The sequence below is a fragment of the Enterococcus sp. 6D12_DIV0197 genome, assembly GCF_002174385.1.
Classification (GTDB): domain Bacteria; phylum Bacillota; class Bacilli; order Lactobacillales; family Enterococcaceae; genus Enterococcus_D; species Enterococcus_D casseliflavus.
Genome location: NZ_NIBN01000001.1, coordinates 2594291 through 2610498 on the forward strand (window position 1 = coordinate 2594291; position 16208 = coordinate 2610498).

12 protein-coding genes are annotated in these 16208 nt (G+C 42.2%); 1 reads left to right on the forward strand and 11 read right to left on the reverse strand.

The window, feature by feature from the left end; genetic code table 11:
* Positions 1–23: 23 nt before the first annotated feature.
* The 3 genes from pflB to parE all read right to left on the reverse strand — a co-directional run bounded on the left by pflB (position 24) and on the right by parE (position 7083).
* Complete coding sequence (gene pflB / locus A5867_RS12050; protein ID WP_008379680.1) at positions 24–2252, reverse strand: formate C-acetyltransferase; 2229 nt, start codon at positions 2250–2252, stop codon at positions 24–26.
* Positions 2253–2581: 329 nt separating this feature from the next.
* Positions 2582–5044: a DNA topoisomerase IV subunit A gene (parC, locus tag A5867_RS12055; RefSeq protein ID WP_087627701.1), complete on the reverse strand. Its 2463-nt coding sequence runs from the start codon at positions 5042–5044 to the stop codon at positions 2582–2584.
* A gap of 11 nt (positions 5045–5055) precedes the next feature.
* The gene (gene parE, locus A5867_RS12060) at positions 5056–7083 is read right to left on the reverse strand and encodes a DNA topoisomerase IV subunit B (RefSeq protein ID WP_087627702.1); all 2028 of its coding nucleotides are present in this window, start codon (positions 7081–7083) and stop codon (positions 5056–5058) included.
* Between the two features lie 284 nt (positions 7084–7367).
* Here parE and plsY point away from each other — a divergent pair, with 284 nt between their 5' ends.
* Complete coding sequence (gene plsY / locus A5867_RS12065; protein ID WP_015510003.1) at positions 7368–8006, forward strand: glycerol-3-phosphate 1-O-acyltransferase PlsY; 639 nt, start codon at positions 7368–7370, stop codon at positions 8004–8006.
* Positions 8007–8058: 52 nt separating this feature from the next.
* Here plsY and A5867_RS12070 read toward each other — a convergent pair whose 3' ends face one another.
* From A5867_RS12070 to trmFO, 8 genes are all read right to left on the reverse strand, one after another.
* Complete coding sequence (locus A5867_RS12070) at positions 8059–8934, reverse strand: aldose 1-epimerase family protein (protein WP_087627703.1); 876 nt, start codon at positions 8932–8934, stop codon at positions 8059–8061.
* A gap of 11 nt (positions 8935–8945) precedes the next feature.
* The gene (codY, locus tag A5867_RS12075; RefSeq protein ID WP_005236817.1) at positions 8946–9737 is read right to left on the reverse strand and encodes a GTP-sensing pleiotropic transcriptional regulator CodY; all 792 of its coding nucleotides are present in this window, start codon (positions 9735–9737) and stop codon (positions 8946–8948) included.
* A 13-nt stretch (positions 9738–9750) separates the two neighbouring features.
* Entirely contained in the window at positions 9751–11148 is a 1398-nt protein-coding gene (gene hslU / locus A5867_RS12080; RefSeq protein ID WP_005236820.1) for an ATP-dependent protease ATPase subunit HslU, read from the reverse strand.
* 14 nt (positions 11149–11162) lie between these two features.
* Positions 11163–11705: an ATP-dependent protease subunit HslV gene (gene hslV / locus A5867_RS12085; protein WP_005229630.1), complete on the reverse strand. Its 543-nt coding sequence runs from the start codon at positions 11703–11705 to the stop codon at positions 11163–11165.
* A 22-nt stretch (positions 11706–11727) separates the two neighbouring features.
* Positions 11728–12627, reverse strand: coding sequence for a tyrosine recombinase XerC (xerC, locus tag A5867_RS12090; protein ID WP_034872208.1), 900 nt, complete (start codon positions 12625–12627; stop codon positions 11728–11730).
* A gap of 235 nt (positions 12628–12862) precedes the next feature.
* Positions 12863–14299 carry an SPFH domain-containing protein gene (locus A5867_RS12095; protein ID WP_087627704.1) on the reverse strand — a complete coding sequence of 479 codons (1437 nt, stop codon included), beginning with the start codon at positions 14297–14299 and terminating at the stop codon, positions 12863–12865.
* A 13-nt stretch (positions 14300–14312) separates the two neighbouring features.
* Entirely contained in the window at positions 14313–14738 is a 426-nt protein-coding gene (locus A5867_RS12100; protein WP_010749390.1) for a hypothetical protein, read from the reverse strand.
* Positions 14739–14857: 119 nt separating this feature from the next.
* Complete coding sequence (gene trmFO, locus A5867_RS12105; protein WP_005229622.1) at positions 14858–16159, reverse strand: FADH(2)-oxidizing methylenetetrahydrofolate--tRNA-(uracil(54)-C(5))-methyltransferase TrmFO; 1302 nt, start codon at positions 16157–16159, stop codon at positions 14858–14860.
* Positions 16160–16208 lie beyond the last annotated feature (49 nt).

Below are 16208 nucleotides of genomic sequence, written 5' to 3' on the forward strand. Positions count from 1 at the left end.
CCGCCGCCTGAAGTTGTTGCTTATTACATTGCTTCGTGCATTGTACGAGCAATGACATCATCTTGTTGTTCTTTGGTTAATTTAATGAAGTTAACCGCATAACCAGAAACCCGAATCGTTAATTGTGGGTATTTTTCTGGGTGAGCTTGCGCATCAAGTAATGTATCACGGTTAAATACGTTGATATTTAAGTGGTGACCACCTTTTGCTGCATAGCCATCTAGCATTGTTGCTAGGTTTTCTTGTTGTGTCTCATCGTCACGACCTAATGCTTTAGGTACGATTGAGAAGGTGTTTGAAATACCATCTAATGAGTAATCATATGGTAATTTCGCAACTGACGAAAGACTTGCTAATGCACCATGCGTATCGCGGCCATGCATTGGGTTTGCACCTGGAGCAAATGGTGCACCTGCACGACGTCCATCAGGCGTGTTCCCTGTTTTCTTCCCATAAACCACATTAGAAGTGATTGTAAGGATCGAAGTTGTATGTTTTGCATCACGATATGTTTTTGTGCGTTTTACTTTCTTCATGAAAGCTTTCAACAAGTTGACTGCGATATCATCTACACGGTCATCATTGTTTCCGTATTTAGGATAATCGCCTTCGATTTCGTAATCTTCAACAATGCCGTTTTCATCACGAATCGTACGAACTTTGGCATATTTAATCGCTGATAATGAATCAACTGCAACAGAGAAACCAGCGATACCAGTAGCCATCGTACGTAGAATATCTGTATCTTGGAGCGCCATTTCAATGCGTTCATAAGAATATTTGTCATGCATGTAATGAATGATGTTCAATGTGTTCACATACAGATCACAAATCCAGTCCATCATTGTGTCATATTTTTCCATTACTTCGTTGTAATCCAAGTATTCAGAAGTAATTGGTTGGAATTTTGGTCCAACTTGTGCTTTTGATTTTTCATCGACCCCACCGTTGATTGCATACAACAATGTTTTCGCTAAGTTGGCACGAGCACCAAAGAATTGCATTTGTTTCCCGATGCGCATTGCGGATACACAACAAGCGATTCCGTAATCATCGCCCCAATGTCCACGCATCACATCATCGTTTTCATATTGAATCGCTGATGTTTGGATCGACATTTTCGCACAGAATGTTTTGAAGTTATGAGGCAAACGTGTTGACCATAAAACAGTCAAGTTTGGTTCTGGTGCTGGACCTAAGTTTGCTAGAGTGTGTAAGAAACGGAAGCTGTTTTTTGTTACCATGTGGCGTCCATCTTCACCCATACCAGCGATTGACTCAGTTACCCAAGTTGGGTCACCAGAGAACAATGCGTTGTAATCAGGCGTCCGAGCAAATTTCACAAGACGTAGTTTCATGACAAAATGGTCAACGATTTCTTGTGCTTCTTCTTCAGTGATCACGCCATTTTTTAAATCGCGTTCAACATAAATATCAAGGAAAGTTGACGTACGTCCCAATGACATTGCCGCACCATTTTGCTCTTTGATGGCTGCTAAGTAACCAAGATATAACCATTGGAATGCTTCTTTCGCCGTTTGAGCTGGTTTAGAAATATCAAATCCGTAAATGTTTCCTAATTCTTTCAATTCGCTTAAAGCGCGAATTTGTTCACTTAATTCTTCACGTTGGCGGATAATGTCTTCAGACATGGTTCCGTTTCCGCAATACAATAGGTCTTGTTGTTTTTCTTTGATCAAGAAATCCACTCCGTATAATGCAACACGACGGTAGTCACCAATGATCCGGCCACGGCCGTATGCATCAGGAAGACCTGTGATTACACCAGAACGACGAGCTGCTCTGATTTCAGGTGTATAGGCATCAAATACCCCTTGGTTATGTGTTTTACGGTAGTCGCGGAAAATGTGAGAAACTTCCGCATCGATTTCATAGCCGTAAGATTCTGCTGCTTGTTCTGACATGCGGATGCCGCCAAATGGTTGCAAGCTGCGTTTAAATGGTTTTTCCGTTTGGAAACCAACAACTGTTTCTAAGTTTTTGTCTAAGTAGCCAGGTCCATGAGAAGTAATCGTTGAAACGACTTTTGTATCCATATCCAATACGCCGCCAGCTTCACGCTCTTGCTTGTTCAGTTCCATGACTTGATCCCATAGCTTCGTCGTTGCTTCAGTAGCATCTGCTAGGAATTCATCTGTTCCGTCATAAGGTGTGTAGTTTTCTTGGATGAAGTCGCGTACGTTTACTTCTTCTTTCCAAGTTTTTCCTTTAAATCCATTCCATTGTTCCATCTGATGGACCTCCTTAAATTTTCTGTTCACTAATGTAACAGCTTTACGTGAACAGTATAACACACACCCTAATGACTGTCTCTTATACACATCTAGATGTGTATAAGAGACAGGTATAACACACACCCTAATGATTGCAAGTGTTTTCAAGAATTATTTTGAACAATTTAGTTTTTTTTAAGATTTTTATTATTAAAAACGTTGATTTATAAGCATTTATCAAATGTGAATCTTTTATTAAAGTGCGTTTTTTATTAATGTGAAAGATTAATTAAGAGGCAAAAAAGCAACCATTCTGTACTGGTACAGAATGGTTGTTTTGTTATAATTTATAGTACAGAATCCTCTGCGATTGCAGGACTGATTTGTGTTTTCACTTCGTAGATTTGCCCCCCTGTTTTCTCATCCATGATAAATGAGCCGTTGGAGGTCCGATCATTGATCGGGATTTGATTCGTGATGACTTCAAAGGCTTGTCCTTTTTGGTTGGTTACCAGTAGCTGCTGGTTCTCTCCATTCCCCATATAGACTACGCGATGAGGGTTTTTCTTCAATTCCCGTAAGACCATCAATCCACGCTTCGCCCGTCCTAATTGGGTGATCTCTTGGGCTAGCATGCGTTTTGCTGCGCCACGTTGGGTAATCAGAACGATCGGTGTATCCCCTTCTGAATAAACTAACAACCCATTGATAAGATAATCATCCGCTTTAAGGTTCATCGCTTTGACCCCAGCTGCTTTTGGTCCCACAACGGGCACTTCATTAAGCGAATACCGTAAGCCAAAGGCAAGATGACTGACTAAAAAGACATCCATTTCTTCTGTTTGATCAGTCAAAAAGACATTGACTAATTCATCTGATTCATCTTTCAGCTTCATGATCGTCATTGGCCGTGTCTTATAGGTGCGCCAAGGTTCAAATTCCGTCATTCGTGTTTGTTTAATCATGCCGTTTTTACTGATCAGCACAAAGTTTTTCAACGGATCGATCTCTTTGTAGGCAAAGACCCCAATGATCATTTCATCTTGCGCCAGTGTCATAACCGTTTGCGAAATATGTTCGCCTAGATCTTTCCATTTTAAATCAGGCAATTCATGAACCGGACGATAGATCGTGTTTCCTTTATTGGTTACCAATAACAGATGATCCAACGTATTCATTTGGTTGCTGTAAAGTAAAGAGTCGCCTTCTTTCATGCCGATCTCTTCTGGTTTTGAGGCACCGTAAGAACGCAAACTGCTGCGTTTGACATAACCGTCTCTTGTGACTGTCACGACGACTTCTTCTTGCGCGACTAAAACTTGTGTTTCGATCTTGATTTCTTGAATTTCGGCTTCGATCTCAGTCAATCGCGGTGTCGAATATTTTTTCTTGATCTCCCGCAATTCCTTTTTGATCACTTTCAGTAATTCACTTTCCTCATTTAAAATCGTTGTCAATTCAGCGATCGTTTCAGCAAGTTCTTTCGCCTCTGCTTGCAATTGTGTGATATCCGTATTGGTCAAGCGGTACAACTGTAAGTTCACAATGGCTTCTGCTTGCTCTTCCGTAAAACCGTGCTGAACAACCAGATTGTTTTTGGCATCTTTTTTGTCTTTACTGCCGCGAATGGTGGCGATCACTTCATCAAGAATCGATAAAGCTTTGATTAACCCATCGACGATATGCTGTCTCTTTTGGGCTTTTTGCAGTTCAAAACGACTGCGTTTTTCGATCACTTCACGCCGATGCTTGATGTAGCTTTCTAAAATCCGTTTCAAACCGACTTGTTGGGGGCGCATATTGTCGATAGCCACCATGTTGAAGTTGTAGTTGATCTGCAATTCGGTATTTTTAAATAAATAATTTAAAATTCCTTGTGCATTTGCTTCTTTTTTCAGCTCGACAACGATCTGCAAACCAGTACGGTCAGTTTCATCACGCACTTCAGCAATCCCGTCGATCCGTTTATTCAAACGAATCTCATCCATTTTTTTGACTAGATTGGCTTTATTGACCTCATAGGGAATCTCATTGATAACGATTTGCTGCTTGCCACCTTTGATGTCTTCGATCTTGGTTTTCGAACGCAAGATCACTTTGCCTTTGCCTGTTTCATACGCTTTTTTGATTTCTTCTTTCCCTTGTAAAATACCCCCTGTTGGAAAATCAGGGCCAGGAATGTACTTCATCAGCTGATCCAAAGAAGCTTGCGGATGGTCGATCAAATAGATCGTTCCATCGATGATTTCCCCTAAATTGTGGGTAGGGATCTCTGTTGCATAGCCAGCTGAGATCCCAGTTGAGCCATTGACTAACAGATTCGGGTATTTTGCTGGTAGAACAGTTGGTTCTTTTTCAGTATCATCAAAGTTCCAAACTAATTCCACGGTGTTTTTTTCAATATCTTTTAATAGCTCACCACTTAATTCCGAAAGCCGTGCTTCCGTATAACGCATGGCAGCTGGCGGATCACCATCCATACTCCCGTTGTTCCCGTGCATTTCAATCAAAATCTGACGTAGCTTCCAGTCTTGACTCATGCGGACCATTGCTTCATAGATACTCGAGTCACCATGGGGATGAAAGTTCCCCATGATATTCCCGACTGATTTCGCTGATTTGCGGAAGCCTTTGTCATACGTATTGCCGTCTTGGTTCATGGCAAACAAGATGCGCCGCTGAACCGGTTTTAACCCATCACGAATATCTGGCAATGCCCGTTCTTGAATAATGTATTTGGAATATCGACCGAAGCGATCTCCCATCACTTCTTCCAATGTCAATTCTTGTATATTGCTTCTGTGTTCCAAGAGACCACCTCCTATTCCTTAACTAACTGTTTGCTTTCTGCTTGTTCGGTATCCATTAACTTTTCATCAACTAATTCCGGTACCGTATCTTCTTTTTTATCCAAAATACTGCCATCTTCTTCTAAACTGAATTGAACATGGCTTTCGATCCACTTCCGACGAGGTTCTACCTTGTCCCCCATCAAAGTGGTGACGCGACGTTCTGCTTGAGCCGCATCATCGATTCTTACCCGAATCAGCGTCCGCGTTTCTGGGTCCATCGTCGTTTCCCACAATTGATCGGCATTCATTTCCCCCAACCCTTTGTAGCGCTGAAGCATATAGCCTTTACCGATTTTTTGGGTCAGTTTGCTTAGTTCATCATCCGTCCAAGCATATTCGACTACTGCCTTTTTCCCTAACCCTTTAGACACTTTATACAAAGGTGGCAAAGCAATGTATACTTTTCCCGCTTCGATCAAAGGTTTCATATACCGGTAGAAAAACGTTAAAAGCAGCACTTGGATGTGCGCCCCATCGGTATCCGCATCGGTCATGATAATGACTTTGTCATAATTGCAGTCTTCAATCGAAAACTCTGGGCCAACACCGGCACCGATAGTATAGATCATGGTATTGATCTCTTCATTTTTCAAAATATCCTGCATCTTGGCTTTTTCTGTATTGATAACTTTGCCTCGTAACGGTAAAATCGCTTGGAACTTGCGGTCACGGCCTTGCTTCGCTGACCCGCCGGCTGAGTCCCCCTCCACCAAATACAATTCATTTTTCTTAGGATTACGAGACTGAGCAGGCGTTAATTTTCCAGAAAGCAGTGACTCACCTTTTTTGCGTTTCTTTCCTGTGCGGCTTTCTTCTCTCGCCTTTCTGGCAGCTTCACGGGCCTCTCTTGCTTTGATCGCTTTACGAACCAGCATTTGACTCATTTCACTGTTTTCTTGCAGGTAATAGCCTAGTTGCTCGCCAATCACATTGTCTACAGCATTTCTTGCTAAGGGTGTTCCTAATTTCCCTTTGGTCTGTCCTTCAAATTGCAAAAGATTTTCTGGAACACGGATCGACAGCACGGCCGCTAAGCCTTCACGAAAATCACTACCTTCAAGGTTCTTATCTTTTTCCTTCAACAAATTGACCTTGCGGGCATATTCATTGAAAGCTTTCGTCATTGATGTTTTCATCCCAACTTCATGGGTACCACCATCTTTGGTACGTACATTGTTGACAAAGGACAAGACATTTTCCGAATAGCCATCATTGTATTGAAAGGCAAGTTCTACCTCGATTGCTTCTTTGGTACCGGAAAAATAAACCACCTGGGTCAAGGTATCTTTTTCTTCATTTAAATAATCAACGAATTCTTTGATGCCTTCTTCATATAAAAAAACTTCATGAATTGGTTCTTCCCCACGTTCATCCGTCAGGGAGATTTTGACCCCTTTTAGCAAGAAAGCCGATTCTCTTAAACGTTCTGCGAGAATTTCATAGGAGAATTTGGTTGTTGAAAAGATCGTGTCGTCAGGTTTAAAGGTGACTGTGGTTCCAGTTGGTTTACGAGTTTTGCCGATTTTTTTCAAAGTACCAGCTGGTTTCCCACCGTCTTTGAAGCTCTGTTTGTATTCGATGCCATCACGAACGATGACTACTTCCAGCCAGCTGGATAGAGCATTTACAACACTGGCACCAACCCCATGAAGGCCGCCAGAAGTTTTGTAGCCTCCTTGGCCAAACTTCCCGCCGGCATGTAGCACTGTGAAGATCACTTCAACAGTAGGGATTCCCGATGCATGTGTCCCGACCGGCATTCCTCGCCCATTGTCTCGAACACTGATACTATTGTCTTTGTGGATCGTAACATCGATTTCATTGCCGTATCCAGAGAGTGCCTCATCAACCGCATTATCGACGATTTCATACACTAAGTGATGTAAGCCGCGGCTATCGGTCGAGCCGATATACATTCCTGGCCGTTTTCTTACTGCTTCTAGGCCCTCTAAGACCTGAATGGAAGCATCATTATATTCTGTGGTTTTCTTTGCCAAACCCACCGCTCCTTTAATCTTGATCAGTCCTTTTCTAATGCTGAAAGGACTGCAAAAAAAATCTTAACACAAAATACGCTTTTTTCAAGCGAACATTTTTCTAAACTATCTTATCCTTTTTCCTTTGTTTGCACAAGCTAGAGTCGCAAAATGGCTTGTTTGTGTTTCACAGCTCTGAGAAAAGCTGTTTTTCTTCTTTGTCTGACCAGCGAAAGATTTTCTTATTGTTGGAAAGGCGTTTTCATGCTAAAATTGCCCTAGCCTTGCAAAGAAAGTTGGTTATTATGAATACGATTCTTTTATTTATTGTTGCTTACCTTTTAGGTTCGATCCCCTCTGGTGTTTGGATTGGCCAACTGTTTTTCAAAAAAGATATTCGCCAATTCGGCAGCGGCAATACGGGAACGACCAATACATTTCGCGTCTTAGGAAAAAAAGCCGGCATCGTTGTTTTATTGATGGATATCTTAAAAGGAACTTTGGCGACCAGCTTGCCAGTCATCTTTGGTCTCCATACTGTCAATCCGCTCTGGTTTGGGGTCTGTGCGATCTTAGGTCATACCTTCCCGATCTTTGCCAAATTTAAAGGCGGCAAAGCAGTGGCGACAAGTGCTGGGATGCTCTTAGGATACAATCCGCTCTTTTTCATTTATTCTTCATTGATTTTCGTTATCTGTCTTTATGTGACAAGTATGGTGAGCCTGACCAGTATGATCGCGGCGTGTTTGATCACCTTATCGACAATCGTCTTGCCTTTTATCGCACCTGCGATCTTGCCTGAGCAAAATTGGCTGCTGACCTTCATTGCGATCGGCGTAACGATTTTTATCTTTATTCGCCATCGTGAAAACATTACCCGCATCAAAGATGGGACCGAAAGTCGGGTACCCTTTGGACTGAATAAGGGTCAAACGAACAAATAAGCAGAAGCTGAGAAAAGTCATTGCGCTTTTCCCAGCTTCTTTTTTCATACGTTTATTTAACTGTAATGGAATACTTTGTTTCAAATAGTTCGTCAGGTGGAAGTGCTTGAATCCCCAGCTTTTCTGACAGCTCACCGGAGGCTTCTAGCGTATCTGCGATGCCGCACCATGGTTCAATACATAGAAATGGCGATTTCACTGGATATGTGGACCAAAAACCGACATACGGCATATTATTGTAGCTTAACGTGACACTATGAGGCGATTTTTCACTGCGAATCGAGTAGGAATGTAATCCTTTCGTTTCATAAACTAACGCATCATTTGCAAACATGTCATGGGTCAAGCGTAGATCCGTATTCGTTTGACCGAGTGTGCGTTGTTCATAATCAATATAATTGCCTTTTAATGGCAATTTCACTCGTGATTTTTTTGGAGAAAAAGAAAGGTAGTAGTCTTCAAATGTCAGCCCTTTTTCAAGTGGGACGTTGAATGCAGGGTGTCCTCCAATGGAGAAGAATAGTTCTTTTTGACCGCTATTCTTTACTTGGTATTTGACGACTAAGCCATCACCGCCTAATTCGTAACTGACATACAGCTGAAAATCAAACGGATACTTCACTTTGGTTTCAGTTGAACTTTCTAATAGAAACAAGGCATAGTCTGTACGTTTTTCAACGACAGTAAACACCATGTCTCTGGCAAACCCATGACGGGGCAAATGATAACTTTTGCCCTCATGCTGATAGGTGTCCTCTTTTAAGGCGCCAACAATCGGAAATAAGATTGGCGCATGCTTTCCCCAGTGGTTTGGATCAGCTTGCCAAATATATTCAAGGTCATTGCTTGTATCAACTAAGCTTTGTAGCTCAGCCCCTTTTTCTGCAATTTTTGCTTGCAGATGACCCGCCGTGATGGTAACTGTCATGGTCTCATCTCCTAATATTGATGTTTCGTCAATTCCTCTTTAAAGCGGCTGTTAAGCACTTTTAAATAGGTGCCTTTCATCCCCAAAGAGCGGGATTCTATAATGCCGGCAGACTCTAGTTTACGCAAAGCATTTACGATCACCGACCGTGTAATTCCAATGCGATCAGCGATACTTGACGCGGTCAGACGACCTTCGTCGCCTTCTAATGCCTCAAAGATCGCTTGAACAGCTTTCAACTCACTATAAGAAAGGGTGTTGATTGCCATTTGAACAGCTGTGGTACTGCGAACATCTTCTTCGATACTGCGGGATTTTTGGTACAAGAATTGCATACCAACAACTGTCGCACTGTATTCCGCTAATACCAAATCGTCGTCATCAAAGGACTTATCGATTCTGGAAAGAATGATCGTACCTAAACGTTCTCCTGCACCGTAAATCGGTACGATGGTCGTTAGTCCGTTGGGATACAACTCACGGCCTTCTACAGGAAAAGCGGTCATATCATCACTGATTGGCACATTAGCTTCTGTGGAAGTCAGGTGATCGACTAAATCTGTATAATTTTTAGGAAACTGTTTTTCAACAAACATTTTTTTGATGCGTTCATTATTGACATCATGGTTCTCAACAAAACCTAACACGCTACCGTCAATGCTAATAATATACGCATTGCTGTCTAGGATGTTTCCTAAAATGACAGCCATCTTGTCGTAAGGCAAATCAGAAGCTAAATTAAAGGTGTTTTTTTGCTGCAATAATTCGTTGATTTGTCTTGTCTTTTCTAATAATGTTTTCATTGGTCCGCTCCCTTTATAAAATATACCGGCTTAAGTCTTCATCTTTTGCGATGGACGCAAGTTTTTCTTCCACATACGCTTCTGTGATGGTGATTTCACCCATTTGCATCTCAGATGCTTCAAATAATAAGTCTTCAAGTAGTTTCTCTAGAATCGTATGCAAACGACGAGCACCAATATTGTCGGTATCGCGATTCACTTGATAAGCAATTTCGGCAATTTTCTCGATAGCTTCCATCGTAAAGACTACTTTGACATTTTCGGTTCCTAACAAGGCAATGTATTGCTTGACTAAGGCATTGTTGGGCTCCGTTAAAATTTTAACAAAGTCTTCTTTTGTCAAATCATCTAGTTCCACACGAATCGGGAAACGCCCTTGCAATTCAGGGATCAGATCGCTTGGTTTCGACAGGTGGAATGCCCCAGAAGCAATAAAAAGGATATGGTCTGTTTGTAGGGTTCCGTATTTCGTATTGACTTGCGATCCTTCAACGATCGGCAAGATATCTCTTTGCACCCCTTCACGAGAAACTTCTCCTGACTGCTGTGATTTCGAAGATACTTTGTCGATTTCATCTAGAAAAATGATGCCACTAGATTCTGCTAAACGTAATGCTTCACTATGAATATCCGCGTCGTTGACCAGTTTTGAGGATTCTTCTTGAATCAGCAATTCTCGTGCTTCTTTTACGGTTACTGTGCGTTCAATTTTCTTTTGCGGTTTCAATGCTCCTAAGGTTTCATTCAAATCGATCCCCATTTGTTCTAAGCCATTGTTCATCATCGGTGCTTGATTTTTCGGCTCATCGACTTGGATCGTCACTTCCCGGTTGTCTAAAAGGCCCTTTTCTAATTGCTCAAAAATGGCTTGACGGTTGCTGCGAATCTCATCCGTCAATTCTTCTTTTGGCTCTTCTGGTTGTTGTGCGGCGTTGAACATATTCATCATTTGTTCATAAGGATTGGTATTCTTTTTCTGTTCCTTTTTAATACCAGGAACTAAGACTTTTACTAAACGACGGTTGGCTTTTTTCTCTGCTTGGATCCGCACGTTTTTATATTGTTCTTTTTTCACGATTTGGATCGCATTCTCAACGAGGTCACGTACCATCGATTCTACGTCTCGACCGACATAGCCGACTTCCGTGAATTTCGTCGCTTCTAACTTAACGAAAGGTGCATCAACGATCTTTGCTAAGCGTCGCGCAATTTCCGTTTTACCAACCCCTGTTGGTCCGATCATCAAAATATTTTTTGGTGTGACATCTTGTTGCATCTTTTCATCTAATTGCAGCCGGCGGTAGCGATTTCTCAAAGCAACAGCCACTGATTTTTTGGCGTTGGTTTGTCCAACGATGTATTCATCTAACTCTTTCACGATTTCTCGTGGTGATTTGTTTTGGTTTGTCATATCGTCATCCCTCTTTAAAACTCTTCTACAATGATATTGTGATTCGTAAAGACACAAATGTCTGCGGCAATATTCAAGGCACCTTCAGCAATTTCTTTGGCAGATAGTTCACCGCCATAACGTTTCATCGCACGGGCTGCTGCCAAGGCATAGTTTCCACCTGAACCGATGGCTAAGATCCCTTCATCTGGCGAAATGACTTCGCCTGTCCCAGAGACCAAAAGCATCTCCTTATCATTCATGACGATCAGCATCGCCTCTAATTTTTGCATCGACTGCTGAGTCCGCCATTCTTGTGCCAATTCTACTGCAGCTCGTTGCAAATTTCCGTTGTATTCATTTAGTTTTCCTTCAAATTTTTCTTCCAAGGTAAAGGCATCTGCCACACTGCCGGCAAAACCAACGATCACTTCACCGTTGTAAATTCGACGGACTTTCCGAGCGGTTCCTTTCATAACGACCTGTTCTCCCATCGTTACTTGTCCGTCACCGGCCATGGCAAATTTCCCATCTTTTTCAACCGCACAGATGGTGGTTGAATGAAATTCTGACTTCATTTATGTTCCTCCTGTACCAATTTTACGCGCGTGGATGAAATTGGCGATAATTTTTTTGTAAACTGTCTTTGGTGACATGCGCATAAATCTGTGTCGTCGATAGATTGGCATGCCCCAACAATTCTTGAACGGTCCGCATATCGGCGCCGTTGTTTAATAAATGGGTTGCAAACGTATGCCGAAGCATATGAGGATGGATTTTACTGTCTAAACTGCTTTTTCGAATGATTTGATTCAAAACATATTCGATCCCAGTTGCAGTGATCCCGTCACCAAGATGATTCACGAAAAGGATCTCGTGTTCCTTGTTCTGCTTTTCCATCAGCTGTTTGCGTCCTGAGGAAAGATAGCGTTTGACTGCTGCTTGTGCGTAACTACCGAAAGGAACATAGCGATCCTTATTCCCCTTCCCATGGATCAGTAATACGCCACTTTCCCAATCGATTGCCCCCAGTGTGAGACTGCTGCACTCACTGACCCGCAAACCTGAACCATAAAGGACTTCTAACAATGCTTGATTGCGCTGTTGTAGTGGCTCATCGCCAGCAACACTTTGAAAGAGAGCATCCATTTCCTTCTCATAAAAAAAACGCGGCAATTTGGCGTTTTTCTTTTTTAAATGAATGTAGGCGAAAGGATTCTCTTTGACGATCTCATGCTTGGTTAGAAACTGATAAAAAGATCGCAAACTAGCCATTTTACGACTGATGGAATTACGGCTGTACTCTCGTTCCGTCAAATAGCTTAAATAGACGCGAACATCGCGGTATTCCACTGCTAATGGGTCTTCATTGCCAGACTCTTTTAAGAAGTGAAAAAAATCGCCCATATCTTCTTGATACGCTTTTTTTGTCTTTTCCGAATACCCTCTTTCAACAATAAGATAACGAAAAAACTCTTCTTGAAACTGATCTGTTTGCAAATTAACCCCCCTTTTCATGATTCGAAATAACTTTAGCATAGACCACAAAAAAAAACAAATGAATTGTCAGAATTTAATCAATATTTCAAAGTTTAGACATAATTGTGAAAACTTTCTAAGAATCTACGTAAGATTCTTATCATTGTTCAGAAAGATCCGTTAAATGCGCCAGAAAAACGTACCAGTCCCTCTCCTCAAAAGAAAGAGGGACTGATACGTTTCCACTTATTTGCTTTTATTCGATTGGATCAGTTGTTGTCTGATGCGAACCAGTGCTTTCAGATACAGCCTGAACTAGCTCTTTGTTTCCTTGTTTTGTGGACATCGTGTCATTGATTAACCCAACTAAGTCTAATCCGGTTGTCTCTTTGATCGTATCAAAGGTTCGCGCTAAACCAGCTTCCCCCATTGATTGAAGACCATCATTGCCGCCAAAGCTAACCACTTTATCAATATTGCTCAGTGGCGCATTGACCTCTTTCGCGATTTCAGGCAGCACTTTGATGAACTCCATCAAAATACCAGCTTCGTTCAGTTTGGTCAAAGCAATCGCCATCTTTTCACGGCTTTCCGCTTCGGCTTGACCGACTTTTGCGATCCGTTCCGCGTCGGCACTACCTAGTTTTTCAATTCGTTCGGCTTCTGCTTGGGCAGCTAATTTGACTTTTTCCGCTTCCGCTTGTGCTCGTGCGATTTCTCTTGCTTTGTCTGCTAAAGCGTTTTGTTCAACCACATATTTATCCGCTTCGGCTTTTTTACGGACAGTTGCATTCAATTCTTTTTCCGTCAACTCCGCTTGTTTTTCTTGAATCTCGATATTTTTTTCTTGTTCGATCAATTGAACTTTCATTTGTTCGCCGACCGCGATCTGTTCCGCTTTCGCATCCGCAACTTCGCGTTCTTGTTTGTATTGTGCTTGTTTCAATGCCATATCTTTCGTCGCTTCTGCAATTTCTGTTTGGCGACGGATCTCTTCATGCTGTGCCAATTGCTCATTCTCAGCTTGCTTGATTCGAGTTTCTCTTAAGGCATTGGATTCCGCTACTTCGGCATTTTTTTTCACTTCAGCAATCTGAGGGCGTCCTAACGCATCCAAGTAGCCATTGCTGTCGCTGACATCTTTGATCGTAAACGAAACGATCTCCAACCCCATTTTCTTCAAATCCGTAGAGGCAACTTCTTGCACTTGTTCCGCAAAATCATCGCGGTTTTTATAGATGGCTTCTACCGTCATCGTTCCTAGAATCGCCCGTAAGTGACCTTCTAAGACTTCTTGGGCTTCATCTTCCAATTCACCTGTGGATTTGCCTAAGTATTGCTCAGCAGCTGTCTTGATCGACTCGGTACTGTTGCCGACCTTTACAAGCACCGTCGCACTGGCTTTGATCGGTACGCCTTGTTCCGTATAAACTTCTGGTGTCCCAATCTCTAACTTGTGGGTCAATAAACTTAATTTATGGGCTTTTTGAACAATAGGAATCACAAACGTCCCACTGTTTTTTAAGATTTTGATGCCTTCTTTTCCTAAAAACGACCCCGTAACGATCAATGCTTCATCGGGTTTCCCAATGCGATAGCGTATCATCAAAAAAGCGATCAATAAAACAACGAGGACAACACCCCATAAAATCGGATTACTTAAAAAATCAACTGCTGATCCTGTATCCACCATAACCTAACACTTCCTATTCTATAAAATTTTTACTTTCAACCACCAACGCGATCCCTTTTTTATCAAAATCGACAATGATGACTTTGGTGCCGACTGGCAATCGAACATTGTTTTCACGATCTTCTTCTCGAAAAAAACGAGCAGGATAAACAGAACGTGCACCTTGACTCCCTATTTCCATGACTTCGCCGATTGTATCTCCGACAATCTTTTCCGTCAGTTCGCCGATCACAAACTCATTGCGGCTAATGACATTGCTGCGGTTTTTGTCTGTGATGCGATTGTAGAGCCACATAAAGGGCCCCAACAGCAAACTAAATGCAACAAAGACAACGAAAATGACCCCGACCAAGAGGATCAGCCAACCTAAAAATTGGATCACTGTAGGAAAACGCTGTAAATAGTTTTGAATCAAATGAATCCATTCTCCGATCACCATCTTCACCACCTTCTGTCATTGTTACTGTCTATCATAAGTCACCTTGATTAAAGTTTCAAGACAAATTAAAAAAAAACTTTCTCACCAATTATCAGTAAGAAAGTTTTCGATCATCGTGCTTATAATTGTTCCTTGGCTTTTTCTAAAGCAGCTAACGCTCGATTTGCCAATGCTTCATAACGGGATTTCTTGTCTCTGATTCGCTCTGGAAGTTCTGGCAACAACCCAAAGTTTGCATTCATTGGTTGGAAGTGTTTGCCTTCAGCATGGGTGATATAATACGCCATACTACCAATCGTCGTTTCTTGTGGCATAATGATCGGTGCTTCGCCTTTTGCAAGTTTGGCAGCGTTGATGCCAGCCATCAACCCGCTGGCTGCACTTTCCACATACCCTTCGACCCCTGTCATTTGTCCAGCAAAAAAGAGGTCCTCACGTTTTTTCGATTGATAGGTTTGTTGCAAAAGCTCAGGTGAATTCATAAAACTATTCCGATGCATCACGCCATAGCGCACAAATTCAGCCTCTTCCAAGCCAGGGATCATCCGGAATACCCGTTTTTGTTCGCCCCATTTCAAATGTGTTTGAAAGCCAACGATGTTGTAAAGAGAAGCCGCCGCATTGTCTTGGCGCAGCTGAATCACTGCGTAAGGACGCTTGCCAGTTTTCGGATCTTCTAACCCAACTGGTTTCATCGGACCAAACAACATGGTTTTCGGACCACGACCAGCCATGACTTCGATCGGCATACACCCTTCAAAGAATTTTTCTTTTTCGAATTCTTTCAAAGGAGCCACCTCTGCATTGACCAAGGCCTCACGAAACGCATAAAACTCCTCTTCATTCATCGGACAGTTCAGATAGGCTGCTTCACCTTTATCGTAACGAGATTTCAAATAAACTTTATCCATATTGATGGTTGATTTGTCAACGATTGGAGCTGCGGCATCATAGAAATAAAATCCTTCAGATCCGTTAAACGCTTGGATCGCTTTTGAGAGCGGTTCAGAAGTCAATGGACCTGTTGCGATCACAGTGATGCCTTCTGGAATTTCAGTGATCTCCTCTTCGATGACTGTAACTAAAGGATGCTCCTTGACACGTTTGGTGACCAACTCTGAAAAATCATCGCGATCCACAGCTAAGGCACCACCTGCTGGAACCGCTGTTTTGTCTGCAGAAGTGATAATCACTGAATCCAAGCGACGCATTTCTTCTTTCAAGACACCGACCGCATTCGTTAAATTGTTGCCTCGTAGTGAATTGGTACAAACAAGCTCGGCAAAATTATTTGTGTGATGGGCTTCTGTCGACTTCTTAGGACGCATTTCATAAAGATTTACTGCGACACCTGCTTGCGCTGCTTGCCACGCAGCCTCGCTTCCGGCTAAACCGGCACCAATAACATTGATTTCTTTCATAGTGCTCTCCTTTTATTTCAAAAGCTCGTCTCTTTTCATAAGAAACAGC

What these genes read in the sequence shown, in the direction of transcription:
- hslU (WP_005236820.1), bottom strand. Translation starts at nt 11,148, where the DNA reads ATGACAAACCAAAACAAATCACCACGAGAAATCGTGAAAGAGTTAGAT.
- trmFO (WP_005229622.1), bottom strand. Translation starts at nt 16,159, where the DNA reads ATGAAAGAAATCAATGTTATTGGTGCCGGTTTAGCCGGAAGCGAGGCT.
- A5867_RS12100 (WP_010749390.1), bottom strand. Translation starts at nt 14,738, where the DNA reads ATGGTGATCGGAGAATGGATTCATTTGATTCAAAACTATTTACAGCGT.
- codY (WP_005236817.1), bottom strand. Translation starts at nt 9,737, where the DNA reads ATGAAAACATTATTAGAAAAGACAAGACAAATCAACGAATTATTGCAG.
- pflB (WP_008379680.1), bottom strand. Translation starts at nt 2,252, where the DNA reads ATGGAACAATGGAATGGATTTAAAGGAAAAACTTGGAAAGAAGAAGTA.
- A5867_RS12095 (WP_087627704.1), bottom strand. Translation starts at nt 14,299, where the DNA reads ATGGTGGATACAGGATCAGCAGTTGATTTTTTAAGTAATCCGATTTTA.
- plsY (WP_015510003.1), top strand. Translation starts at nt 7,368, where the DNA reads ATGAATACGATTCTTTTATTTATTGTTGCTTACCTTTTAGGTTCGATC.
- hslV (WP_005229630.1), bottom strand. Translation starts at nt 11,705, where the DNA reads ATGAAGTCAGAATTTCATTCAACCACCATCTGTGCGGTTGAAAAAGAT.
- A5867_RS12070 (WP_087627703.1), bottom strand. Translation starts at nt 8,934, where the DNA reads ATGACAGTTACCATCACGGCGGGTCATCTGCAAGCAAAAATTGCAGAA.